The organism is Acinetobacter sp. V110_1 (assembly GCF_031798975.1).
Taxonomy (GTDB): Bacteria; Pseudomonadota; Gammaproteobacteria; order Pseudomonadales; family Moraxellaceae; genus Acinetobacter; species Acinetobacter nosocomialis_A.
The window spans coordinates 268,140-293,760 of sequence record NZ_JAVQNN010000030.1 but is presented as its reverse complement, the minus strand read 5'-3'; the positions used below and the strand labels follow the sequence as shown (position 1 = coordinate 293,760).

The 25,621-nt window shown below is 39.7% G+C and carries 24 protein-coding genes; 12 read left to right on the top strand and 12 right to left on the bottom strand.

What is annotated here, in order from left to right:
- The first annotated feature begins 48 nt into the window (after positions 1-48).
- From RMA95_RS12325 to RMA95_RS12315, 3 genes are all read left to right on the top strand, one after another.
- Complete coding sequence (locus RMA95_RS12325; protein ID WP_311070924.1) at positions 49-1,095, top strand: AraC family transcriptional regulator ligand-binding domain-containing protein; 1,047 nt, start codon at positions 49-51, stop codon at positions 1,093-1,095.
- 80 nt (positions 1,096-1,175) lie between these two features.
- Positions 1,176-1,745: a TetR/AcrR family transcriptional regulator gene (locus tag RMA95_RS12320; RefSeq protein ID WP_077169814.1), complete on the top strand. Its 570-nt coding sequence runs from the start codon at positions 1,176-1,178 to the stop codon at positions 1,743-1,745.
- Between the two features lie 140 nt (positions 1,746-1,885).
- A complete protein-coding gene (locus RMA95_RS12315; RefSeq protein WP_311070922.1) occupies positions 1,886-2,905 on the top strand; it encodes an MBL fold metallo-hydrolase in 1,020 nt (339 codons plus the stop codon).
- Between the two features lie 69 nt (positions 2,906-2,974).
- Here RMA95_RS12315 and RMA95_RS12310 read toward each other — a convergent pair whose 3' ends face one another.
- Positions 2,975-3,673, bottom strand: a complete 699-nt coding sequence (locus tag RMA95_RS12310) for a type 1 glutamine amidotransferase domain-containing protein (RefSeq protein WP_311070920.1) — start codon at positions 3,671-3,673, stop codon at positions 2,975-2,977.
- A 156-nt stretch (positions 3,674-3,829) separates the two neighbouring features.
- On the opposite strand from RMA95_RS12310, the gene RMA95_RS12305 reads away from it, so the two are divergent.
- The gene (locus tag RMA95_RS12305) at positions 3,830-4,246 is read left to right on the top strand and encodes a MerR family transcriptional regulator (RefSeq protein WP_263613800.1); all 417 of its coding nucleotides are present in this window, start codon (positions 3,830-3,832) and stop codon (positions 4,244-4,246) included.
- A gap of 91 nt (positions 4,247-4,337) precedes the next feature.
- On the opposite strand, the gene RMA95_RS12300 is transcribed toward RMA95_RS12305, so the two are convergent.
- The 4 genes from RMA95_RS12300 to RMA95_RS12285 all read right to left on the bottom strand — a co-directional run bounded on the left by RMA95_RS12300 (position 4,338) and on the right by RMA95_RS12285 (position 8,425).
- Positions 4,338-4,913 carry a dihydrofolate reductase family protein gene (locus RMA95_RS12300; protein ID WP_311070916.1) on the bottom strand — a complete coding sequence of 192 codons (576 nt, stop codon included), beginning with the start codon at positions 4,911-4,913 and terminating at the stop codon, positions 4,338-4,340.
- Between the two features lie 200 nt (positions 4,914-5,113).
- Positions 5,114-6,181 (bottom strand): saccharopine dehydrogenase NADP-binding domain-containing protein, encoded by a 1,068-nt coding sequence (locus tag RMA95_RS12295; RefSeq protein WP_311070914.1) that lies wholly within the window; start codon positions 6,179-6,181, stop codon positions 5,114-5,116.
- A 15-nt stretch (positions 6,182-6,196) separates the two neighbouring features.
- Positions 6,197-7,435, bottom strand: a complete 1,239-nt coding sequence (locus RMA95_RS12290) for an NADH:flavin oxidoreductase/NADH oxidase family protein (RefSeq protein ID WP_311070912.1) — start codon at positions 7,433-7,435, stop codon at positions 6,197-6,199.
- Positions 7,436-7,594: 159 nt separating this feature from the next.
- Positions 7,595-8,425, bottom strand: a complete 831-nt coding sequence (locus RMA95_RS12285) for an alpha/beta fold hydrolase (RefSeq protein ID WP_263613805.1) — start codon at positions 8,423-8,425, stop codon at positions 7,595-7,597.
- A gap of 319 nt (positions 8,426-8,744) precedes the next feature.
- Here RMA95_RS12285 and RMA95_RS12280 point away from each other — a divergent pair, with 319 nt between their 5' ends.
- Positions 8,745-9,653 (top strand): acetoacetate decarboxylase, encoded by a 909-nt coding sequence (locus RMA95_RS12280; RefSeq protein ID WP_263613806.1) that lies wholly within the window; start codon positions 8,745-8,747, stop codon positions 9,651-9,653.
- Positions 9,654-9,744: 91 nt separating this feature from the next.
- Here the strand turns inward: RMA95_RS12280 and RMA95_RS12275 are convergent, their stop codons facing one another.
- Positions 9,745-10,539, bottom strand: a complete 795-nt coding sequence (locus RMA95_RS12275) for a TorF family putative porin (protein ID WP_311070909.1) — start codon at positions 10,537-10,539, stop codon at positions 9,745-9,747.
- 81 nt (positions 10,540-10,620) lie between these two features.
- A complete protein-coding gene (locus RMA95_RS12270) occupies positions 10,621-11,535 on the bottom strand; it encodes a LysR family transcriptional regulator (protein WP_311070907.1) in 915 nt (304 codons plus the stop codon).
- 100 nt (positions 11,536-11,635) lie between these two features.
- Between RMA95_RS12270 and RMA95_RS12265 the strand changes: the two genes are divergently transcribed.
- The 7 genes from RMA95_RS12265 to pcaD all read left to right on the top strand — a co-directional run bounded on the left by RMA95_RS12265 (position 11,636) and on the right by pcaD (position 18,040).
- On the top strand, positions 11,636-12,742 hold the full coding sequence (locus tag RMA95_RS12265) for a muconate/chloromuconate family cycloisomerase (protein ID WP_311070906.1): 1,107 nt from the start codon (positions 11,636-11,638) through the stop codon (positions 12,740-12,742).
- 23 nt (positions 12,743-12,765) lie between these two features.
- Complete coding sequence (gene catC / locus RMA95_RS12260; RefSeq protein ID WP_000897236.1) at positions 12,766-13,056, top strand: muconolactone Delta-isomerase; 291 nt, start codon at positions 12,766-12,768, stop codon at positions 13,054-13,056.
- Positions 13,057-13,217: 161 nt separating this feature from the next.
- A complete protein-coding gene (gene catA / locus RMA95_RS12255; protein WP_013197704.1) occupies positions 13,218-14,138 on the top strand; it encodes a catechol 1,2-dioxygenase in 921 nt (306 codons plus the stop codon).
- Positions 14,139-14,273: 135 nt separating this feature from the next.
- Positions 14,274-14,945 (top strand): 3-oxoacid CoA-transferase subunit A, encoded by a 672-nt coding sequence (locus RMA95_RS12250; RefSeq protein ID WP_016137994.1) that lies wholly within the window; start codon positions 14,274-14,276, stop codon positions 14,943-14,945.
- A gap of 18 nt (positions 14,946-14,963) precedes the next feature.
- Positions 14,964-15,617: a 3-oxoacid CoA-transferase subunit B gene (locus tag RMA95_RS12245; protein ID WP_004792017.1), complete on the top strand. Its 654-nt coding sequence runs from the start codon at positions 14,964-14,966 to the stop codon at positions 15,615-15,617.
- Between the two features lie 418 nt (positions 15,618-16,035).
- Entirely contained in the window at positions 16,036-17,250 is a 1,215-nt protein-coding gene (gene pcaF, locus RMA95_RS12240) for a 3-oxoadipyl-CoA thiolase (RefSeq protein WP_311070900.1), read from the top strand.
- A gap of 10 nt (positions 17,251-17,260) precedes the next feature.
- Positions 17,261-18,040, top strand: coding sequence for a 3-oxoadipate enol-lactonase (pcaD, locus tag RMA95_RS12235; RefSeq protein ID WP_311070898.1), 780 nt, complete (start codon positions 17,261-17,263; stop codon positions 18,038-18,040).
- Positions 18,041-18,105: 65 nt separating this feature from the next.
- On the opposite strand, the gene RMA95_RS12230 is transcribed toward pcaD, so the two are convergent.
- The 5 genes from RMA95_RS12230 to RMA95_RS12210 all read right to left on the bottom strand — a co-directional run bounded on the left by RMA95_RS12230 (position 18,106) and on the right by RMA95_RS12210 (position 25,582).
- On the bottom strand, positions 18,106-19,593 hold the full coding sequence (locus tag RMA95_RS12230) for an NAD-dependent phenylacetaldehyde dehydrogenase (RefSeq protein ID WP_311070897.1): 1,488 nt from the start codon (positions 19,591-19,593) through the stop codon (positions 18,106-18,108).
- Between the two features lie 32 nt (positions 19,594-19,625).
- Positions 19,626-20,843, bottom strand: coding sequence for a hypothetical protein (locus RMA95_RS12225; RefSeq protein ID WP_311072267.1), 1,218 nt, complete (start codon positions 20,841-20,843; stop codon positions 19,626-19,628).
- Between the two features lie 145 nt (positions 20,844-20,988).
- Positions 20,989-23,304, bottom strand: a complete 2,316-nt coding sequence (tynA, locus tag RMA95_RS12220) for a primary-amine oxidase (protein ID WP_311070895.1) — start codon at positions 23,302-23,304, stop codon at positions 20,989-20,991.
- A 208-nt stretch (positions 23,305-23,512) separates the two neighbouring features.
- The gene (gene feaR, locus RMA95_RS12215) at positions 23,513-24,427 is read right to left on the bottom strand and encodes a transcriptional regulator FeaR (protein WP_004708584.1); all 915 of its coding nucleotides are present in this window, start codon (positions 24,425-24,427) and stop codon (positions 23,513-23,515) included.
- Between the two features lie 198 nt (positions 24,428-24,625).
- Positions 24,626-25,582 carry a p-hydroxyphenylacetate 3-hydroxylase reductase component gene (locus tag RMA95_RS12210; RefSeq protein WP_003651976.1) on the bottom strand — a complete coding sequence of 319 codons (957 nt, stop codon included), beginning with the start codon at positions 25,580-25,582 and terminating at the stop codon, positions 24,626-24,628.
- Positions 25,583-25,621: the final 39 nt, after the last annotated feature.

The following is a 25,621-nucleotide window of genomic DNA, read 5'->3' as shown; positions in this document are numbered from 1 at the left end:
GTGGATCAGACATACTGATAATCATTTTCGGCCATAATAAAAAACAATATGAAAGATCCTTATGGGCTTTCCAAAGCCAGCATTCCTATTTCTTATGCGCATTTGTTACTAGAAATCATGGTCGACAAAGGATTTTCTGCGCTTGAAATTTTGAAGAAAAGTAAAATTCCCTTAAACCTTTTAGATCAACTAGATGCGCGAATTACTCCTGTGCAGTGGTCTAAACTGGCATGGGAAAGCTTGTTATTGTCGAAAGATTCTGGCTTAGGATATGAATATGGGCTAAAACTGCGTTTAACTGCTCATGGCCCGATGGGATATGCGTTAATGAGTAGCCCAAACTTACATCAGGCTCTCGATGTTTCAACGCAATTCTTCAATATGCGATTAAAAGATTACCGCATTGCTCTGCTAGACGATCATGAATTTTCTATTATTGAAATTAAAGAAACTCATCCTGTTGTCAGCAATCAGCCCGCGCAAGTGGAAAAGCTTAGACGATTTTTTTATGAATGTTTGATGATTGGGGTGATTCAAGCTGGTCAGTTTTTGATAGAGCATGACTTTACTGAAATTGAGTTATGGGTGGATTGGCCAGAACCTACCTATCACAAAGCCTATCAGCATTTATTGCCACCTATTCGATTTAACCAAGCAACTAATCAAATTCGATATAAAAAACAGCTTCTAGATTTACCCATTAAAATGGCAGATCCGATTGCCTTTAAACAAGCTCTGGTGCAGTGTGAAGCTGAACAAATCCGTTTTTCCGAGCAAATTAAAGATATATGCCTGACCGTAAAGGCCGAACTAAACTTAAAACCGCAGGTGGGTTATCCCTCATTTGATGAAATTGCGACTCGCTTAAACATGTCTAGCCGAACATTACGGCGCCATTTGAACCAAGTCGGTTCTTCATATCTGCAACTGCTTGAAGAAGCTCAACAAAAAGAAGCTGAACATTTGTTACTTCATAGTGATATGGATATACAAGAAATTGCGCTTTATCTGGGCTATATACAACCTACAAATTTCACACGAGCTTTTAAGAAATGGACAGGTCAAACACCCATTACATTTAGAACGAATCAATAATGTAGATCTAACAAAATATATCTTGCTGTCTTGCTATTTTTATGTATGATTGAGTAATCACTCAATTAATGTGTTTATATATGGCTCGTCCACGCAGTGAAGATAAACGTAATGCAATTTTAAGTGCTGCTATTGAAACATTAGCAGAGCTTGGTGAACGTGCGTCTACCTCAAAAATTGCAAAAGTCGCTGGTGTCGCGGAAGGTACTTTATTTACCTATTTTAGCAACAAAGAAGAACTGCTGAACCAGTTATATCTTTCACTAAAGGCTGAACTACGTCAGGTCATGATGCTTGGTTACCCTGCTGATTCTGACCTGCAAACACAAATGTCACATATTTGGCAAAGCTATTTGGACTGGAGTTTAGAAGCTCCTCTTAAACGAAAAGTCATGGCACAGCTTTCAACCTCAGAACAGATTACTGAGCAAAGCAAACAAATTGGTATGCAAACCTTTTGTGACCTCACCCAAAATATTCAAGAACGCATTAACGATGGCAAATTAAGAGATTATCCACCGTTATTTATTGCTTCAATTTTAGGTGCGCTTGCAGAAGTTACACTTAATTTTATTGCCCAAGACCCTTCTCAGGCCGAGCGTTATCGTAAATCTGGTTTTGAAGCGTTTTGGCATGCAGTTTCAATTTAGATAAAAGTTAAGGATGCACAGCGTCCTTATTTTTAAACCAATTAATGAGTGAGTAAATACTTATTTAAATAAATCAAAATAAGCACTTAGCCCAAGTTCTTATTTGCACATATAGGTTTGTTCCAATAAGGAAAAACAAGATGACTATTTCAAACACAACAGACTTGCCTTCTCCCTTAATGCCATCTCAACAGCAGAATGGCAAATTTAGAAATACGCGTCCCAACCAACACAAGCCTTCTTTTGGCAAAACGCTCCAGCTCATGTGGAAGTTTCTATTTAACAAACCAAAAGACACTGTTCCAAACAGAGAAATTCCTGTTTTAAGTTTGTCGAAAGAACAGTTGTTAAGTGCACCCGATCGCTCTCTATTTCGTTTGGGCCACTCAACCATCTTGTTAAAACTACAAAATGAGTTTTGGTTAACTGACCCAGTTTTTTCAGAGCGTGCATCACCTTTTCAGTGGCTTGGACCAAAACGTTTCCATCAGCCCCCAATTAGCATTGCCGAATTACCACCCATTAAAGGCGTGATTTTGTCACATAACCACTACGACCACCTCGACTACCATGCAGTCATGCAGCTTAACGATAAGGTTGAGCATTTCTTAACACCGCTTGGTGTGGGTGACACACTTATTAAATGGGGAATTCCAGCAGAAAAAGTTCAACAACTTGATTGGTGGGATACTACTCATGTGGATGGACTAAAATTGGTAGCTACCCCTGCTCATCATTTTTCAGGCCGTGGTATGGGCGATAGCAATACGACGCTTTGGGCTTCGTGGGTGATTATTGATAATGACTTACGTGTATTTTTTAGCGGTGACACAGGCTATTTCGATGGATTTAAAGAGATTGGACATCGCTATGGCCCTTTCGATCTCACCATGTTAGAAACTGGTGCTTACGACCCCGAATGGCCTGATGTTCACATGCAACCAGAGCAAACTTTACAAGCACATATCGATTTAAAAGGTCGTCATTTGTTACCTGTACATAACGGTACTTTTGATTTGGCACTTCATGCTTGGGATGACCCGTTCGAACGTATTGTCGGTTTAGCTAAAGAAAAAGCGTTAGCGATTAGTACACCGCAAATGGGAGAACTCTTAAACTTAAACGAACCAAATGTCGAAAATTATTGGTGGCGCTCATAGTTTGATATAAATAAGCCGAACACTCATTTTAAGCGCTCGGCTTATCTTATTTATAACTTTGAGTGATTTTCACGAAGCACTCTTTTCAAGCGTTTCTATAATCGCTAAAGCTGTCTTTCTAGCTGAAAAAGGGTTTTGTCCGGTAATTAAGTTGCCGTCTTGAACCACATACGGAGCAAAAGGAATAAAAGCCTTTTCATAACGAGCACCATATTCTTTCGCTAGCTCTTCGGCGCTGTATGGGACTTTTTTCGCTACCCCTGCCAAAACCTCTTCACTCCATGCAAAGCCAGTTAACTTTTTGTCTTCTATGAGTCGTTTACCATTTGAAAGCCGTACATTGAGCAAGCCACAATAGCCATGACAAACACTCGAAACAATCCCACCTTTTTCATAAATGTTTTTGGTGATTTCTTGCAGTTCAGGGTTATCTAAAAAATCCCACATCACACCATGACCACCTGTGTAGTAAATCACGTCATAGTCTTGCCAATTGATATCTGAAGGCTTAAATGTATTTGCCAGCAGCATTATAAAAGATTGATCTTTTTCTCGATCTTTAACAGACTTATCTGCAACTAAAGGCAAAAGTGACTTAGGTTCAATCGGTGTTTTACCACCATTTGGGCTAACAATATCTTGTATATAACCTTGCTTTTCAAACTCATCATAGGCATGGGTAAGTTCGCCTAACCATAGCCCTGTTGGTTCATCAACATCCTTATAGCGTGAAATATTAGTCACGACATGTAATATGCGTTTAGACATTTTTTTCACCTCATTTCCATATTTATAATTCTATTCTTTCATCTATCAAAGCATAGAAAGCTGTTACTGAAAGTGTGTGCTTGGTAAAGTTATGAACCTTGCTTTTAAGTGACTATAAGTCTAAAGTTAACTTGAATGTCAATAGAGTCTGTAGCTATGAATATTAGCGAGTTATCGAAATTAAGCGGCTTAAGCACCCCTACAATTCGTTATTACGAGCAGATCAAACTCTTGCCTAAAGCAAAAAGAAAATCGAATGGTTATCGTGAATATACCGATAACGACTTGAAGCAACTTTCTCTCATTCAACAAGCCCAGCAAGTCGGGTTTTCTTTAGCAGAAATTAAAGCTTTTTTGCCTTCAAAAGTTGCCACTTGGAACCATGATGCACTCATCCAAACCATTGAATTAAAAATTCAGGAAATAGAACTTTTAGAACAAAAGCTAAAGGTGAGTAAGCAAAACTTACGTACCATGATTAATGCCATTAATGACAAACCCGATGAAATTACGTGTGAGCAAAATGCAGAACGGCTTATGACCCTCTATTTCGACAAAGTAAATACACCGTAGTTTTAAACTTTAAATAGAACTTTTCTTGAAAAAAACCAATTATAGGCCAACGCTGTAATTGGTTTTTTTCATATAAATATTATAGAAAAAATTAGCTTATCTTTTGATAGTGAAGCCCGAGAGCTCCTGAAGCAAACGTTTTATTTTCAATGAGTTTAAGATTGGTCTTTTGCTGAATACCTTGGAATAGTGGTAAGCCACTACCAATTAAAACGGGCGAAACCGTAATTTTATATTCATCAATTAAACCAAGTTGCATGAGATAGTGCGCGAACCGTGGACTTCCTAAAATCACCATATCCTTACCCGCTTGCTGTTTCAGCTTATTAATTTCTTCTTCGACATGGTCTTTTACAAGACGGGAATTATTCCATTCAACCGTATCTAATGTGGTTGAAAAAACGATTTTTTCAGTCTTTTCAATCCACTCAGCATGATTGCGTTCATGCTCTGAAGCTTCTGGATTTGAAAGCATGGTTGGCCAATAATTATGCATCATTTGGTAAGTCGCACGTCCCCAAATCACCGTATCAGCAGTGCTCAAAATTTCTTTGGCATGGTTAGCCAAATCGGCATCGTAAGCAATCCAGCCTATGTCCATTGCCCCATTTGGACCTTCGACAAAACTGTCTAGCGATGCATGTAGAAATAGTATGAGTTTTCTCATTATTTTCATTCCTTTGTTATAAAAAAATTTTATCGCTTTTTAGTATATTCAATTTAAATTATTTCTTATGGAGTGTTTTGTTTTCTATTTTCTTTTCATCTATAGAAAGCTATATTTACTTGAAATATTTAAAAATAACCCGAACAAGAATGACTCCTTGTTCGGGACTATCTATAAACATGCTGTTTTAATAAAAGCTTTTAATTAATGACCAGTGGACCAGAACCCGGCAGCTCAGTCACTAGCTTATAGCCCATCAGCTTTGCTGGCGTATATGTACCGCCTTTCACGGTATTTTTGAGTAAATAATTCACCACAGTCAGTGAACCATTTACGGTAAGGCTATAAGCATTTTCCGTTTGGATGCGGGCAGTTTTGATTTCCCCACGTGAATTTCTGGCTTCACCCCAAACATAAGTAGGTACTTTCGCGCGGAGTTCCTCATTTGGCCCAACAACCGTTTTTTCAATACGTGACTTAATAAACTTCTGCACAGCATTGATTTTTAATATTGGGCGTAAATAGTTCATCATTTTCGCGCCAAAAATCATTTTAGGGAATGCAGGTACAAACACTTCAATGTTTGGAATGCCTGTTGTATAGAACGCTGTAGATACGTCTCCCCACGGAACACTCATGGCACTTTTTTTACTGTCACCAAAATCAATGGTCCGAACATAATGTGCTAATGGAACGGTGGTAATTTTTCCGTTTTTACGAATTTTTCCGCCTTCAGCCATGCCTTCTGTACTTGTTTTGGCTGTACCCGGCGAAAACCCTGTTCGAGAGTCAAAACCAAGTGCTAAATGGGTCGCATCTGGCAATGCTTCTTTGAGCGCAGCAGCGACACAATCTGTCGGAATTACATCGAAGCCAACACCCGGACAAAGCACAATATCGGCTTTTTCAGCTTGGCTGTTCAGTGACTGTGCCAATTCAAATACAGCGATTTCACCCGTAATATCTAAATAGTGAGCGCCGACATTTATACAAGCTTCCATCATGGGTTTTGAGGTTGCTGAAAATGGCCCTGCACAGTGCATAACCAGTTTAAAACCTTGGAGTTGCTCACTGACCGCATTTACGTTATCGAGCCCAAAAGCTTTATAGTCGAGTCCCAACTCTTGAGCGAGTGTTTCAACCTTAGCTTTGTTACGACCAGCCAAAGTTGGTTTTAGACCTTGGCGTACAGCTTCACGAGCGATTAACTCGCCCGTGTAACCATTTGCTCCATAAATTATCCAGTTTGAATCATTCGGATTTGTCATAACACAACTCACTTATTAAGAAGCAAATGAATAGTCACGCATACCTTTTTTGTATTGGCGGGTACGGCATGACATCGCTGATTGTTGCAAAATTAAAGCCCAAGCTGGTGAAACATTTGGTTTTGTTTTTTTACCAGCGCTTACATTACGTAACTGGAATTTGACCACAGCCATATTGGCAAGTGAAGCCAATGTTTTATTTTCCCATGTAATTGGCTTGAGTTCAGGTGAAATATTTTGGCCTTGTTTCCAAGCATTTGGCAAATTGGGTTCAATCGCTAAAGCTGTGGCAATGCCAACCATATCGACACCGCTTTCAACCACTTTGTCTGCGACTTGTTTACGGCGTATGCCACCTGTGACCATAACAGGCATTTTGGCAACTTTACGAATTTCTTGTGCAAATTCTAAAAAGTAAGCTTCGCGAGCAAGTGTACGACCATCACATGCTTGACCTTGCATGGCTGGCGCTTCATAGCTACCGCCTGAAAGTTCAACCAAATCGACTGCATGTTCATTTAGCATTTTAACCACTTGCTGAGCATCTTCAGCGCTAAAACCGCCACGCTGGAAATCGGCCGAATTTAATTTCACTGCAACCGTAAACTGTGGTGAAACTACTTTACGAACTGCTTCAACAATCTCAATTAAAATACGAGCGCGGTTTTCTAAAGAACCACCCCAACGATCTTGGCGTTTATTGCTCAGTGGTGAAAGAAACTGGCTTAATAAATACCCATGCGCTGCATGAATTTCCACACCAGTAAATCCTGCTTTTTCACCTAATCGTGCCGTGTTTGCAAAACGCTGAATCACTTCTGCAATCATGGATTCAGTCATTTCGTTTGGCGTATTAAAGCGATTTGACATTTTTCCTAAATCTAAAGCAACAGCAGAAGGCGCCCATGTTTGTTGCCCTAAATTTGATTGCATTTGACGCCCCGGATGGTTAATTTGAAGCCAAATCTGAGCACCTTTTGAGCGACCAATTTGTGCCCATTTTTTAAAAGTATCCAGATGCTTTTCATCTTCAAGCACTACACCGCCCGGTCCAGTCATCGCTCGGCGATCTACCATCACATTTCCGGTAATAATTAGACCTACGCCACCATTTGCCCAAGCCTGATATAAACGCATTAATTCTTCTGATGGTGCATGGTTTAAATCAGCCATATTTTCTTCCATTGCCGCTTTAGCAATACGGTTAGGAACATATGAGCCATTTGGGAATACTAATTTTTCGAACACTTTCATTGGAATGACCTCATTCAGTATGGCTTTACTTTAAGGTTAAAGCTAACTTTAATGTCAATACATTTTAGCATTTCTATATTTATTACTTTCAATTTCATTTACTTATAAATAAAAAAGAGGCACTTAATAGGCCTCTTTTTTAAAGTTTAAAGCTTTAAATTATTCACGAATAAACGCCAACAAGTCAGCATTAATCACTTCATGATTGACAGTTAACATACCGTGAGAAAAACCTGGGTAGATTTTGAGTTGGCTATTTTGAAGTAACTCAGCAGATTTTACGCCAGACGTTTTATAAGGCACGATCTGGTCGTCATCGCCATGCAACACCAAAACAGGAATGGTGATTTTCTTTAAATCTTCGGTGAAGTCAGTTTGTGAGAACGCCACAATACCATCGTAATGTGCTTTTGCACTGCCTGTCATACCCTGACGCCACCAGTTAGCAATAATACCTTCAGATGGTTTCGCATCTGGTCGGTTAAAACCATAGAACGGGCCAGAGGGCAAGTCACGGAAAAATTGCGCACGGTTGGTGAGAACCTGATTTTGCAGATCGTCAAAAACTTCTTTTGGTAAACCTTCAGGATTATTTTCAGTTTTAACCATCAATGGTGGTACTGCACTGACAAGAACAGCTTTCTTAACGTTTTCTTGACCATGGCGAGCAATATAGTGAGCCACTTCACCACCACCTGTTGAGTGGCCAATATGAATTGCATTTTTAATATTCAGATATTTAACCACTTCTGCAACGTCATCTGCATAATGGTCCATATCGTGACCATCCCACACCTGACTCGAACGTCCATGTCCACGTCTGTCATGAGCAACTACACGAAAACCTTCTTTAAGAAAAAAAAGCAATTGTGTGTCCCAATCATCTGAACTTAAAGGCCAGCCATGATGAAAAAATAAAACTTGGGCATCGCGTGGCCCCCAATCTTTATAGAAAATTTCTACGCCGTCTTTTGTGGTTACATATCCCATCTTTATTCTCCTGATGAAAAACTGCTTGTTGATTCGTTATAAGGGTTTAGATAGTTATACTAAGCTTAAAGTTAACTTTAAGGTCAATCACCTTAATTGTATTTTTTAAAATAAAATTTATATGAAAGTACCGCCTTAAATTCTTCTCATCTTTCCCCTTTTTTATTTCATTTAAATGTCAAAGATTTTCATCATCAAAATTAAAATCTTGACTTTAAAGTTAACTTTAAACTTATAGTTTCTGAACTGGTTCTAAATTAACACGTCTTGAAATATACAGCATTAGCTACTCGGTCAATTAATGTAAAGGTGAACTTTCATGAATACAAAACAACAGTTTACTGAAGTTGAATTTGGGCAACAAAAAGTCAAAGTACCCCAAGGTGGTTATTATGACCGTTTCAGAATGAACCCCGATTTAGATGAAGTCGCTCAAGACCCTGCTGTCAGTAATATCGACTTTTTCCGTCATATTCCTAAAAAAATTGTGGAATCACGTGTAGGTCCTGTCTGGGCACCTAACTTTTATTATCGTAGTGCAAATGTGCAACTGCTCATGCTTGCACCTATTAAGCAAATTAAAGCAAAACTTCCCGCTGAGTTAACGCCATTACAACCATTTCCGGGTTACGGGTTGGTCGCTGTCACATTCTTTAGCTATTCAGTTTGTGACAATGACCCTTATAACGAAGTGTCGATTGCGATTGTTGTACGTCAACCTAATGCTCGTGGGCCACATATCGTAGAGTTAATAAAATCGATGCGTCAACGTCATTTTTATGCTCATGTTTTGGCGTTACCTGTCGATACAGAAATTGCCAGAGTGCGTGGTGTATATGGTTACCAGCTACCAAAATGGTTAACTAAAATTAATGTTGAGATTAACTCAAAAGAAGTACAAGCCAATATTTTTGATCTTGATGGAAAATTAGATTTAAGTTTAAAAACTGCTGTTCCTACTTTAAAACGTGTCGATTCTGAAACACATATTAATAAAGCAACTATGCTCCATGTAGTTGATGGCAAATGGCACCAGACGGAGGTTCAATCAAACATTCTTTCTTTCGCACAAAAGCTTTTTCCAAAGAAAGTAAGATTAGTGAAAAATGAAGGCCCTTTAACAAAGCTATTAAATGAACTAGGTGCTTCAAAAATTTTGCGTTTAGATGTTATAGAAGATGCGCAAGTCGTCCTTAATTTGCCTACCGTAATTAATTTAAAAGCATAAATAAAAAGGCCGTTTTTAACTACGTTTGAAAGTTTGAATTTATAGGCATCTTTTCAAGCGTAGTTAATTAGCCATTACTCATAAGTTTAACTTAGAACACCTTTTTTACAGACATTGTAAAAGTCGAATCGATCGGATTTGAAACAGGTGCGCCTACCTCACCATTGCTATACTTTTTATAATAAGCGTTTTTATCCCATGCCTTGGTATAAGCGAGTCCTGTACTCCAACCATCACCTAAATCTTTAATAAGTTCGGCTTTAACATCCTGAAAGTTTGACTCTGAAAAGTTTTTGATTCTTTCATAGCCATAGTGAGCGCCAAAAGTCCAAGTTTCACTGATCGGCTGGGTAAAGTTCAGATCTAAATAACTTGAACCTCTCGACCTTTTACCAGCAGGTCCACCCATGGTCTTAGAGTTATAACCGGCATAATCTGGTGTGTAGGTAACAAAGTATTTAAGGCTTAAAGGACCATAGCCAATTTGAGGTACGATTTCACCATAGTTATAACTGCTGCTCCCCGTTTCTGGTGTACTTTTTGCGCCTGGATAGTAGTAGTAAAAAACCGACATCCCAATTGAAAATTTATCGATTGTTTTTAAATAACCTGTATAAAAATCCCATTCAACCGAGGCATCTCGCAGATAGTTAGAGCTGACACTTGATGCCCAAGTCCCTACAAAAAAACCATTCGGATTGGCATAATCTAGTCCACCTTGCAAAGCAGGTTTACCCCAAGTTTGTTGAAACCCACGTGAAATATATTGGCTAGCAAAAGTAACATTCGCGCTATATGGAGAAGTTTTTTCTTGTTCATTTAATTGTTCAGCATGTACAACACAGGTAGACATAATGAGAGAAGCTGCACCTAAAATTTTTCTCATCTACTAATTCCTTTTAAATATTACCTATAATCTTAAAGTTTTAAAATAACATGATAATTCAATTTAAAACGTATTAAAAAGTTATAAATTTAGATTTCTCGACACTTCTTCTTGGCTATAGATCTCTTCAATACAATCTAAAATTTTAGGAATATAAGAACTTTGGTCCATGTTTCGCATAGATAGAGAAATGGGACTATAAGCTTCTAAATCTAAGATATTTAAATAAGTTAGATTCTTCATTCCAATATCACAGGCACTTTCCGGAATAATACAAATACCTTCGCCAGATGCCACTAGTCCAAGTGCCATATGAATTTCTCGGACTTCTGTCAGTTTGGCTGGAACTAGACCTAATTTGGTAAATAAAGCTTGAATAGTGGTCGAAAAATTAGGCTTAGGTGTCGTTGGGTAAGAAAAAATCGTCTCATTGATAATTTGAGATAGGTAAATTCCTGAATCTTGAAATTCACTTAATGGATGCTTTTTATGAATCGCGAGTTTTAATTTTTCTTTGCGAAGTAAAAGCCTTTTTATCGCTGGATCACTAATGGGTAAGCGACCAAAACCTAAATCAATTTTACCTAACTTTAAAGCCTCGACCTGATCTCGTGTGCCACATTCAATAAGCTCGACATGAATGTCAGGATTTTTTTGTCTAAATAGATAAATGACCTGTGGTAAACGCCCATACAGAAGTGAACTGACATAGCCAACTTTCACAATGTTCTCTACCAACTTCATTTTTTTAGCCATCGAAGCAGCTTGAGCGGTATGCGTTAAAATTTGAACGGCATGTTGGTAAAAAAACAGCCCTGCTTCTGTCACTTTTAATGGACGTGACCCTTTCACAAACAAATCAATGCCTAATTCTTCTTCTAGTTTTTTGATTTGACGCGTGAGTGGTGGCTGGGCAATAAAAAGCTTCTCAGCCGCTTTAGTCAGACTTTGTTCTTCCACAACGGTAACAAAATAACGTAGATGTCTTAATTCCATTAATATACCTTTTTAGTATCTTAAAATACCGTTCTATATCTATTTTAGGCTATTACATTCTTCTATGGTATGTAAACAAGTTCGTAATAGTTGAAACTTCATGTATAGAACCATAGAAACCATACTTATGGATATTCCAACTATCCGTCCTCACCAGTTGTCTGTGACTACAATGCGTACTCAGACTTTGGTGCTCGTTAAAATTACGACCACGGATGGTATTGTAGGTTGGGGTGAAGCGACCACCATTGGTGGACTGAACTATGGTGAAGAAAGTCCTGAAAGTGTCAAAGCCAATATTGATACTTACTTTGCACCATTACTCGCATCAGTTAAAGATTTAAATGTGGCTCAAACACTAAAACTGATTCGTAAGAATATTAATGGTAACCGTTTCGCGAAATGTGCCATTCAAACCGCTCTACTTGATATTCAGGCAAAACGTTTAGGCGTGCCGTTAAGTGAAGTTTTAGGTGGCCGTCTGCGTAATAGTTTACCTGTGCTTTGGACGCTTGCGTCTGGTGACACGGAAAAAGATATTGCTGAAGCTCGCAAAATGATTGAGCTAAAGCGCCATAACACGTTCAAGCTTAAAATTGGTGCACGTCCTTTACAGCAAGATGTTGACCATGTGATTGCGATTAAAAAAGCATTAGGTGCTGATGTTAGTGTACGTGTAGATGTAAACCGTGCATGGTCAGAGCTGGAATGTATTCATGGTATTCAACAGCTCCAAGATGGTGGAATCGATTTAATTGAACAGCCATGTGCAATTCAAAATACCGAAGCACTTGCTCGCCTCACCCATCGTTTTGATGTAGCCATTATGGCGGATGAAGCTTTAACTGGACCTGACAGTGCATATCGTATTGCAAAAAATCATGGTGCAGATGTATTTGCCGTGAAGATTGAACAATCAGGTGGCCTGATCGAGGCATGTGAAGTTGCCAAAATTGCAGGTTTGGCTGGAATCGATCTTTATGGCGGCACTATGCTTGAAGGCCCTGTAGGTAGCATTGCTTCTGCTCATGCGTTTGCAACCTTTGAAACATTAGCATTTGGTACTGAATTATTTGGTCCGTTGTTACTTACCGAAGAAATTTTGAAAGAACCGCTACGTTACGAAAACTTTGAATTGCACTTGCCAACGGCTCCAGGCTTAGGCATTGAAATTGATGAAGAGAAAGTCGAGAAGTTACGTCGTTAAGGCAACAGGATAAGGAGTTTCCCATGTTATTTCATGTACGTATGGATGTGCATATCCCACTTGATATGCCAGCCGACAAAGCAAATGAAATTAAGGCCGTTGAAAAGGCTTATTCGCAAGATTTACAACGCCAAGGCAAATGGCGTCACATCTGGCGTATTACAGGCCAGTACTCAAACATCAGTATTTTTGATGTCGAGAGCAATGAAGAATTGCACAATATTTTACAGGGATTACCACTTTATCCTTACATGAACATCGAAGTGATGGCACTTAATCGTCACCCTTCATCTGTTCGTGATGATGATTCGTAATCTAAGAAAATAGTTTGAGTGTGTGGTCTGAAGCGCATTCAAAAACTAAATATATTTATTCAGAAGGTAACAAGGAACGTGGCGGCACTTATTCGCTAGCAAAACAACATGCCCGCAGCGCTGCCACCCAAAACCGTATTGCATACTTAAGGAGTTTTAGTATGAACCGTCAACAAATTGATGCGCTTGTAAAACAAATGAATGTCGACACTGCAAAAGGCGAAGTTGATGCACGTGTTCAACAAATTGTAGTGCGCCTTCTCGGGGATTTATTTCAAGCCATCGAAGATTTAGACATCCAACCTTCAGAAGTATGGAAAGGTTTGGAATATTTCACAGACGCAGGTCAAGCAAACGAACTTGGACTTTTAGCAGCTGGCTTAGGTTTAGAGCACTATCTTGATTTACGTGCAGATGAAGCTGATGCAAAAGCTGGCGTTACGGGTGGCACACCGCGTACCATTGAAGGCCCACTTTATGTAGCTGGCGCGCCTGAAACCGTTGGTTTTGCTCGTATGGATGATGGTACTGAGTCTGGCAAAATCGATACCTTAATTATTGAAGGTACCGTGACTGATACTGATGGCAATATCATTGAAAATGCTAAAGTTGAAGTATGGCATGCCAACAGTTTGGGTAACTACTCATTCTTTGATAAGTCTCAATCTGACTTTAACTTACGTCGTAGTATTTTGACTGATGCTGATGGTAAATATGTTGCATTAACGACGATGCCAGTTGGGTATGGTTGCCCTCCTGAAGGTACAACTCAGGCCCTTCTTAACAAATTAGGCCGTCATGGTAACCGTCCATCTCACGTTCACTACTTTGTTTCTGCACCAGGTTTCCGCAAGCTTACAACTCAATTTAACATTGAGGGTGATGAGTACTTATGGGATGACTTTGCTTTCGCAACCCGTGATGGCTTAGTGGCAACAGCAGTTGATGTAACTGACCCAGCTGAAATCCAACGCCGTGGTTTAGATCACGCTTTCAAACACATCACATTTAACATCGAACTTGTTAAAGATGCCGCTGCTGCTCCTTCAACTGAAGTTGAACGTCGTCGCGCTAGCGCTTAATTGAAAGTGTATGTGAGTTAAAAGTTCGCTTTTGGCTCACAAAATTTATTCCATTTATTACTACCATTAAGAATTTAAATAAATTTTTAGCGGTAGTAATAACATCACGTTACCTCATGCTCTAAGGTTTCTCACATGATTGACAAAAGTAAGTCCTCTCTTAGCGAGGTACTATCGCAGATTAAAGATGGCGCGACCATTCTGATTGGTGGTTTTGGTACCGCAGGACAACCCGCTGAACTCATTGATGGACTGATTGAACTCGGTATTAAAGATTTAACGATTGTTAGCAATAACGCCGGTAATGGCGATTATGGTCTGGCTAAACTGCTTAAAGCTGGTTCGGTTAAAAAAGTAATCTGTTCTTTTCCACGTCAGTCAGACTCTTATGTGTTTGATGAATTGTACCGTGCTGGAAAGGTTGAGCTTGAAGTGGTTCCACAAGGTAATCTGGCTTGCCGTATTCAAGCTGCTGGTATGGGCCTAGGCGCTGTATTTACCCCAACAGGCTTTGGAACACTTTTAGCTGAAGGCAAAGAAACCCGCCAGATCGATGGTAAAGATTACGTACTTGAATATCCAATTAAGGCGGACTTTGCCTTGATTAAAGCTTACAAAGGCGACCGCTGGGGCAATCTCGTTTACCGTAAATCTGCACGTAACTTTGGCCCGATTATGGCCATGGCTGCTGATGTCACCATTGTTCAGGTGTCTGAGGTGGTTGAGCTAGGTGGCCTAGATCCAGAGCACATCATTACACCAGGTATTTTTGTACAGCACGTTGTACAAGTAGCGCCAGCACAGTGAGCAATAAGGAGAAATAACATGAGCTACCAGAAACTCAGCCGTGACCAGATTGCAAAACGTGTGGCACAAGATATTCCAGATGGCGCCTATGTAAACCTAGGCATTGGTTTACCAACCAAGATTGCAAGCTACTTACCTAACGATAAAGATATTTTCCTTCATTCTGAAAATGGCCTGTTGGCTTTTGGCCCACCGCCAGCGGCAGGTGAAGAAGACCCAGAACTGATTAATGCAGGTAAAGAGTTTGTGACCATGCTTGAAGGCGGCAGCTTTTTTCATCATGGCGACTCATTTGCGATGATGCGTGGTGGTCACCTTGATATTGCAGTGCTTGGTGCATTTCAGGTGGCAGCGAATGGTGATTTGGCAAATTGGCACACAGGTGCACCGGATGCGATTCCTGCGGTAGGTGGTGCGATGGATTTAGCGGTTGGTGCTAAAAAAGTATTTATCACTACCGACCATGTGACCAAGCAAGGTGAACCGAAAATTGTGGCTGAGCTAAGCTATCCGGTTACGGGTAAACACTGTGTTGACCGTATTTACACCGACCTTTGTGTGATTGATGTGACTAAAGATGGTTTAAAGGTGATTGAGAAAGTGGAAGGTCTTAGCTTCGATGAGTTACAGGCTTTGACTGGTGCAACTTTGATTGATGCGACTCAAGGGTAAGGTTTGCATAGCAAAACTCTATTACAGAATTCACTATTGTGACAAGCGACATGGATGTCGCCTGTTGGACAGGGAGGCAAGGAAGCCTTCTCTGTTCAACAAAGGTTTTTGTTACTTTTGACCTTTCAAAAGTAAGGTATCGCTTATACAACAGACCTACGGATATCACAGTAGATTACAGCCGTGATGTTATCCGTTGATATGAAAATTTATAAATCATCACAACGGGGGTCTTATGTGTTTAAGCCAGATGCCACCAGCTAATTCGTGTCACTTTTTTAAAAAAGTAACCAAAAACCTTTGTTACTCAGACACAACCTCCCTGTTGTGCTGAGCAACGAGGCGACATCCATGTCGCCACCGTGAAATATCTACGGAGAATGGCTAAAAAGGCCTGAAGTAAAGGACAAAAGTTAGAATGAAAAACGCTTATATCATCGATGCCATCCGTACTCCATTCGGCCGTTATGCCGGTGGTCTTGCTCCTGTCCGTGCCGATGACCTTGGTGCTGTGCCGATTAAAGCGCTCATCCAACGCAACCCAGATGTAGATTGGGAACAGGTCGATGATGTGATCTATGGCTGTGCCAACCAAGCCGGTGAAGATAACCGTAATGTTGGTCGTATGTCAGCACTACTTGCAGGTTTACCATATCAAGTGCCGGCAAACACCATTAACCGTTTGTGTGGTTCTTCACTCGATGCCGTTGCTATTGCTGCCCGCGCCATTAAAGCAGGTGAAGCGAGCCTGGTGATTGCCGGTGGTGTGGAAAGCATGAGCCGTGCACCCTATGTGATGGGTAAGTCGGACAGTGCTTTTGGCCGTGGCCAGAAGATTGAAGACACCACCATGGGATGGCGTTTCATTAACCCTAAACTTAAAGAATTGTATGGTGTAGACACCATGCCCCAGACTGCCGAAAACGTGGCTGAACAGTTCAACGTTAATCGTGCAGATCAGGACCAGTTTGCCTTGGTGAGCCAACAACGCACCGCAAGCGCGCAAGCCAAAGGCTTTTTTTCTAAAGAAATCGTGGCAGTTGAAATCCCTCAGCGTAAGGGTGATGCTGTTGTGATTGATACCGATGAACATCCACGTGCATCAACCACGCTTGAAGGTTTAAGCAAACTTAAGCCTGTTGTCAAAGCAGATGGGTCTGTGACTGCGGGGAATGCTTCAGGTATTAACGATGGTGCAGCAGCTCTGCTGATTGCTTCTGATGATGCAGTTCAAGCTTACAACTTAAAACCGCGTGCCAAGATTATTGCTTCAACAGCAGTCGGTGTAGAACCACGCATTATGGGTTTTGCCCCAGCACCAGCCATTAAAAAATTACTTAAACAAGCCAACCTGACTTTAGAGCAGATGGATGTGATTGAGCTAAATGAAGCCTTTGCTGCACAGGCTTTAGCAGTGACCCGTGATTTAGGTTTACCAGATGATTCTGACAAGGTAAATCCAAATGGTGGTGCCATCGCTTTGGGTCATCCACTTGGTGCTTCAGGTGCGCGCCTTGTGACTACAGCTTTAAACCAGCTTGAACAAACAGGTGGTCATTACGCTTTGTGTTCAATGTGTATTGGTGTGGGACAAGGCATTGCTTTGATTATTGAACGTGTTGAAGCACTTTAAGGAGAAACAAATGCCATCTTTTCAATCTGCCGATGCACAAATTAACTATCAAACTTTTGGTGAGTCGTCGTCCCCTGCTCTGGTGTTTTCCAATTCTTTGGGCACCAATTATGGCATGTGGCAAAAACAGTTTAATGAGTTAAAAGATCAATTTTTTGTGATCTGCTATGACACACGTGGTCACGGTTCATCATCTACGTCTGACGGTCCATATACTGTAGAGCAATTAGGTGAAGATGTTGTCCGTTTACTCGACCATTTGAATATTAGCAAAGCTGCTTTTTGTGGTATTTCAATGGGCGGTTTAACCGGTCAATGGCTTGCAATTCACTACCCTGACCGTTTTAGTCATGTCATTGTGGCAAATACTGCCCCTAAAATTGGACAAGAACAGGCATGGCTTGACCGTGCAAAATTAGTACGTGAGCAAGGTTTACAACCGATCGCAGCTACAGCAGCTTCGCGATGGTTTACAGATCCCTTTATCCAAAGTCATCCTTCAATTGTCAACAACCTATGTAACGACTTAAGTGCTGGCAGCGCAATGGGTTATGCCAATTGTTGTGAGGCTTTGGCTAAAGCGGATGTCCGTGAGCAGTTAAAAGACATCAAAGTTCCAGTATTAGTGATTGCTGGAACTCAAGACCCTGTAACGACTGTTGCAGATGGTGAATTTATGCAGCAACAGATTCCGCAATCAAAACTTGCAGAAATAGATACCTCTCATATTTCCAATGTAGAGCAACCAGAAGCTTTTAATAAAATCCTAAAGGATTTTTTATTAGGTTAATTTTAATGACTAGAAAAATGGCCTTTGTAGGCCATTTTTTATATCTTAGTTTTCATATTAAAAAATTAATACCGAATCATGACCGATTTTAATTCAGTGTAATCTTCAATAAATGCATCAGAAAACTCTCTACCAATGCCTGAAGCTTTTACCCCGCCAAATGGAACTGATGGATCTAAGAACGTATGCATATTGACCCACAAGGTCCCTGCTTCAATTTTAGGAATTAAACGTAAAGCTTTAGATAAGTCATTTGTCCAGATACTAGCGGTTAAACCAAAGCGAGATTGATTCATAAGCTGAATAAGTTCTTCATCAGTTTCGAATGGCATTACCCCGACCACTGGACCAAAAGTTTCCTCTGAAAATAAAGGATCATCCGTATTTTTGAAGGAAATCAAAGTCGGCTGTACAAAATATCCTGATCGATCAAGAGTCTCACCACCAGCAATAATCTGATTGTTGGCTTTAGCCATATCTAAATAATGTTTCACTTTATTAAAATGTGGCTGATTAGAGAGCGGACCAAACATACTTCCTTCATCCATAGCCGATCCAATTTTGAACTGCGAGAGTGCTTTCGAGAGTTTCTCGACAAGTTCATCATGTTTTGTACGGTGTACAAAAAAACGCTCTGGAGATGCGCAAACTTGACCTTGATGTACAAAAGTTGCTTGCAACAAAGTCGGTAAAATCTCATCAATATTTGCATCGGCCAGAACGGCTATTGCATTTTTACCACCCAGCTCCAGACTTACACGGGTTAAATCGCTGCTCATCGCGAGTTTACCAATGGCAATGCCTGTTGGTACTGAACCTGTAAACGAGATTTTCTTAACGAGTGGCGACTCAATTAAATATTGCCCTGTATCGCCCTTACCTGTCACTACATTAATTACACCAGCCGGAATACCTGCCTCAATGGCAAGTTCAGCTAAACGTAATAAAGATAAGCTGGCAAATTCACTTGGTTTAAGCACAATGGTACAGCCAGTTGTTAAAGCTGAACCGATTTTCCAAACGCCAATCATGAGTGAAAAATTCCAAGGCACAATCCCTGCAACCACACCAATCGGTTGTCTTAAAGTAAAGGCCGTATATTTTTCACCTTGCATAGAAGGAATAGAGGGCTGCATAGTTTGACCATTAATTTTGGTTGCCCAACCAGCAAAATATCTTAAGAAAATAACAGATTGTGCGACTTCAAGATGGCGGGAAATATTGATAAGTTTTCCAGTAGACAACGATTCGAGCTGTGCAAGTTCTTCACCATATTGCTCAATTAAATCTGCGAGTTTATTCAGTTTAACGCCACGTTCATACGGCGTCGTTTCAGCCCAAGCATTTTGAAAAGCATGTTCAGCACTTTTTACCGCATTATCTACATCTTGTTGACTACCAATACTAATTTGAGCAACAACTTGTTCAGTCGATGGATTTACAATATCTACTTTATCTAAAAGCTCGGCAGCAACTAATTTTCCATCAATAAAATGTCCATGTTGACGTGCCATAAATTGCTGTACACTTTCTAAAATCTGAACTTCACTCATTTTATTTCTCTCAATTCATTAAAAAGGATCTATTAATAGATGTATTGCAGAATCAACTGCGCATATACATTGGTCTTGTCATCGTAGTTTTGAGTACCACCACTATGGATATCGTGTTTTGGTTTATAGAGTCCCACTAAAGGAATAACGTTGAATTTTTTATTGACGGACCAGACGGAAAACACATCTAACTCATGTCCGTCTACATTAGTTAAAGACTTATTTACTGTTTTGAACTTATAGGCCAAAGCACCCAACATAAAGTTTTCTTTCAAATTCATCATGTAAGAAACTTGGTGAATATCTGCATTTTTATTGAATGGACCAGCATAGTTTCCGGCCACCTCTCCCTGAAACCACGTACCAAAGCCGACTGTATTTCCATAAAACATAGGGTCGTATTGGTCTGAAAAATGACTAAAACGGTAGCCTAATGAGGGCGTATATTTTGAAGATAAAAAGTTATAGTTCAGCGCTAAGTAGCCAGCATTTTCGTGGACATCTTTTTTATCTTGAACTACAAACTCAGTTTTAACTTGCAGCTCTGGTAAAGGTTGATAATTCAAACGTAAAGCATAATTTTTTAGATCTTCTCGCCCTGAAACCTGTTCAGCATCTTCTAGGTCTAATACATTTAAGTAAGTGAACCCAACGCCCTTATATTTAAGCTGATACATCAGATCAGTCACAAACAGTTCAGGTGAAAATTGTGCTTTATTGTTTGACTTTAAATAAGCCAGCTTTAGCGTTGTATTTTCTTGCGGTTTGTATTGAAGCAAACTTGTAAAATCAAAGCTTCGACGGGCTGCCAAATAATATGCTCCGCCCCGATCTAGGGTGCCATCCGCAGGCGCTTTACCAAGATTTAACGCATCACCCGCAATGAAGAACCCATCACCAATCATAATATTTTGTCGACCGATACTTAAATCATAGGTCGTTAACTCATCTTTATTGGTGCCGTCTTTAAAACCAATGATCCATTCATTCACATCTGTTTTACGTTCTTTGCCATTACTATTTTGGCCGGCGTCACCATCACCAAATGTTGCCGAGCTAATACCGCTCAAGCTTGCATAGAGCTGATTGTTTTTAAAGGTATATTGACCCTTAGCACCATATTTAAGATGGCCTTCTTGCCAATTTATTCTTTCGTCATCTAGGTTTTCGCCGTTATAGCTTTTACCGCTACTAAAAGCCCCAAAAGTTGCTTCAAAAGTTGGCTTAATTTCAAGCTCACCAGCATGCACAGTTGAAAAGAATGAGACAAAGAGAGTCCCTCTCATAACCTGAGAAAATAAATTTTTCATTGAGAAATTCCTTTTTTTGCGAACAGCTTAACCGTGCTCAAGTGTGGGTAACCAATTCATTACCCACTCTAGATCATTTACCCGTTTAGTGATGGTCGTGCTGTGTGTTTTGCTCTTCTTCACCCAAGTTTAAAGTCGGGGTGCTGTCAAAGAAGTTCCAAGGTTTGATGAGTGTATTCACCCATTCTGTTGGCATGATTGGCCACTCTTCAGCTCGTGCCACATGGGTTGTCCCTGTTGTCATCCACACCACAAGGTCTTTATTTTCAATATTCTCATTGTTGCCAATGAACTGTCCTAACCCTGTATCATGAGTCGAACGGTTTGAATATTTCCCTTCAGGGTAACGTTCGTCTGGATTGTACTGAGTCACCCAAATTTGCTTATCCATAAAGTTCAAACGTTTAAATAACCATTCATCTTTAGAAAAATTGGCTCCTTTTGCCACAGGGTGTGTTCCACCTGCAAATGGAATCAATTGATAAGAAACCGGATTGCCTAATTTATTTTCCTTGTTGAAATTCGTGAGTAAGCGAATAGTGGAAGGATCAAACTTTTCAGCTGCATTTTGCTCATTCGTAATGACTTTACTGTCAATTTGCATTGAGCTTGTACGAACACCACCTTTGTCATTGGCTTTCACCACAGGGTCCATATGCATAAAGCTGTTGTTTTCCCCATCTACATCCATGTCTAAGCGGAAGTTATAAATATGTTGGTGCGTTGTACCCACAATATTATGGTCAATTAAAGTTCCATATTTTGTGTCTTCTTTTGCGGTACTGTCATGCATGGTGCGTGATTTAACGCCTTTAACAGCTTCAATACCCGTTGCACCCGCATTAATCCCAATTACACCATTTTGGGCAAATACCCAGTCAAACATGTAATCGTAGTTTCCAACCGTACTAATCCAGCGCACCACAAGTTCACGGCGGGCTTCACTCGCATCTTGGTTACCAAAAATTTCATGATGTTTATATTCAGGTCCAGCATAACGTTCAAATACAGCAATGGCATTTGGAATCACTTGAGGCTGGCCTTTATAGTCTGCAATCACAGCATCAAGTAAAACAGCGTTGTCGGGTGCATCTGTTCCAGGAAGAATAGATGAGGTAAGTGTTCCCATTCCATATTCGCCAGAGTCCAAATAAGATTTGAAGTACCAACCAATATCAGGGTCGCCATATGGAACCACCATTCCACCCAAGTTCCCTTCATACATGACTTTTCGCTTCACCCCTTTATCTTTATAGGTCACGGTTGAAAGTTGTAAGCCAACACGAGAGTCTAAGGCCACATGCAAACACCAATTCCCCCAATGTATGGTTTGGCCAGTAATGCTAAAGTTTTTGCCCTCAGGTTCAGAAATATTGAGTGGTTTTAGCTTACTTGCTACGGGCTTATTCGACATATAAGGTCGATTTGCCATCGGCACAGGAATGATCGCACCTTCTTCAATCTTGATAATTTTTTCTTTATCTAAATCGACTACAGCAACTAAATTTTCAATTGGATGCGCCCAATAATTGCCATCGCCGACATCGAGGTAAGCAACAACTTTTAATATATTGAGTTGTTTGTCTAGACCATCTTTACCGCCAAAATATCCAACAGTTAGTGGAGTAGCAATCACTTTCTTCACATCGGAAATGCCGCGTTTGCGTAACGCGTCTTGATATTCTTTACTTGTCTCAATTACGCGCTGTACAGCTTCAAAATTATCAAGCAATACCATACCGTGAGTATCTTTAAGTACATTCCATTTTGTGATTTGTTGAGTATTAAGATTAACTTCACCTTCAATCGCTTGACTCCCCTTTAACAAAATAAATGAGGCAATACGATCTTCTTTAAATTCTTTGTGATTAATAAAGTAATCCCAGACTTTGGCTTTTTCTGGTTCTTTTAACTTTAACTCGGCAAAACGCATATTTTTATAGGCGTATTTCGAGCGATTAATCACATCAAAGGTCTTTTTAATTTCGTCAGAGTTTAGGCTATTGAGCGGGTGAAACGTATTTTCAATTTTAAAAGTTTGATCTAACCCAGACTGGAAGACTTCATTAAAAAAATCTTTTCCAATAACAGGCTTACCATCTTTGATTAGTAAAGGGACACTGAGCTTGAAAGGTTTGCCGTTCACCAAAACCTGATCTGAATTGGGTTTGGCTCGAACCACCATAGAACCCTTGGTAATCATATAAGTATTGGTAAAATCATCTTTTACAACTTTGGCGCCTTGCTCACTCATGTTTTGATAAAGTGACACCATTTCGGCCTTGCCACCATGCGCAAACGCTTGAGTATTGAGTCCCCAAAAGCTTGCAGCGATTGATAAGTTAAGTGCCAGTATTTTTTGTATGTCATTCAATAATCGTTGTTTACGCATTGGGTTCATCCTTTTCATCTATCCCTGAACTATCTGAATCAGATAGTTAAAATGCACTTCCTGTGAGTGAAATTTATTAGACCAACTTAATAGTTTTATGGTTATTAAGCTTATCTAACCTGCTCTAATGAATTTAATTTCAACACAGTTACATAGGGCTAGCTTGTTCAAGAATGACGTCGAACTTGTCTAAAAATGACATTGTGAGATGAAAGATTTAAACCGACATACCCTCTCTAAATTCTTTAGGGGAGATACCATAAGTCTTTTTAAAAATTTTTGAGAAATGAGCGCCATCCCAAAAACCCCATTTCAAGGCAACTTGGGTAATTGAGCTTTGTTTATTTCTTTTATCAAGCAAATCTGCTTTGACTTTTTCTAGGCGTTTGAGCTGTATATATTTGTTAATAGATAAATTTTCTTGAAGAAATAGACGGTAAAGATGACGCAGCGATACCCCAATATGTTCTGCAATTAATTTAGGTGTTAAATCGGGTTTTGCTAAGTTTTCTATAATATATCGCTCGGCTTTTTCCATTAGATTATTGGAGCTATTTATATTTTTATAATTAATTGTCGGTTTGATTAAGGCAATCAGTGCATCTTCAAAAGCATTACCATCTTCGGTTGCGTACCAAAGTTTGATGTTTTCAGCAGACATGTTTTTCAAAATATTTTTGAGTAAAAAACCACTCATATTTTGAGTAATCAGTTTTCCAAAATATTCGGTACTAATATTTTCTTTCAGTAATTTTTCACGCGACAGATGCACTGAAATTTGACTTACCAAACCTTGCGGATACATCGAAATTGTTTCGACTGGGTCGACCAACACAATATCGCCTTCATTTAGGCTTAAGGTTTCATTTTTATACTCAAGCAGCATTTTTCCCGAATACTGCAAAATCAAAAAACAAAAACGATTATTCACTCGATCAATTTCATCGGCTTTTCGGACAATTTTATTGGCATTGTTTTTAATAAAAGCAATTTCGGTATCGCCCAATAAAAAGCACTGAACTTCACCAATGAATAAATTACGGGTTCCGTCAAAATCGGTTTCAAAATTGCCGCACACACTTTTAATATGGTGCGTCCATGTGAGTAATGCATCGCTTACATATTGGTTCATCCCTTACCTCTCTATACATGTGCAACCGCTCAAAATTTTGCGTTTGTGGTGGTGCACTGTCTTGGCTTATTTGCAATCTTGTTTTATTGATAAACAAATTGTGTGCCAAAAATTCCTTATCCTTGGAATTGTTTTGATGATAGTCAGCTAGATGTAAAGAAGCTGATAAATCAATTCAATTTATCAGCTTAATGGGACTTATGCTACTCCTGCAAAATCTCGCAGCATGGTAATAAAAATATCCTTTTGTTCCTCAGAATACTTTTTAAACACCTCATTTTGGTGGCTATCGGCAATATCAAACAAATACTGCGCCGTTTGTTTACCTTTCTCAGTCAGTGCGTACAAATTATCGTGATCGACCAGCAACCCTTCAAATTTTAGAATTTCAGCCGATCTTTCAACTTCCTGCATTGGCATAGCAATATCGCGCGGTAAATCTTCCTTACTTGAAGCAGTACCACTAGCCAAAACAAGTAAGAGACGTGATTCACTAGTACGGAACCCAGAAGCCATTTGCTTAGGAATATAGTCGGTTTGATAGGCTTTAAAAGCACGACTCATTAAATAGCAGACATTGTTATATAAGTGTCCATAATGTGTTTGGTCTACGCCGTTCTGTTCAGTTTGCTTAACTTGAAGGCTCGGATGCGGCATGACACAAGAATATGCGCCTTGATGGTAGACCAACGGGCTTCGGCCTTGGTCATGGAAACGAACCACTTTACCAACAATAATCCAGTGGTCACCACCTTCAATCACTTGATAGCGTTCGCACTCAAACACAGCAGAACAATTTTCTAAGATTGGTGCACGTCCTGCACCAAGTTGAAAATTGGTGTCTGCAAATTTATCAATATTTCGTCTCGAAAACTTATTAGACAACTCAATTTGGGTACCCGATAAAATATTGACTGCAAAATGTGTCGCCTCTTCAAACACTGAAAAACTTGAAGACTTTTTATCAATACTCCACAAAATAAGCGGTGGATCGAGTGACACCGAGTTAAAACTATTTGCGGTTACACCGACTTTCTCACCTTGTGCATTTTGTGCGGTAACAATAGTAACGCCTGTTGCAAAATTTCCTAATGCTCGTCGGAACTGTAATGGATCGACCGTAAACTCATCTATTTGTTGTAATACATTCATCATCTTTCTCCTAAACCTTCTCTTACATCCATATAAATCGCG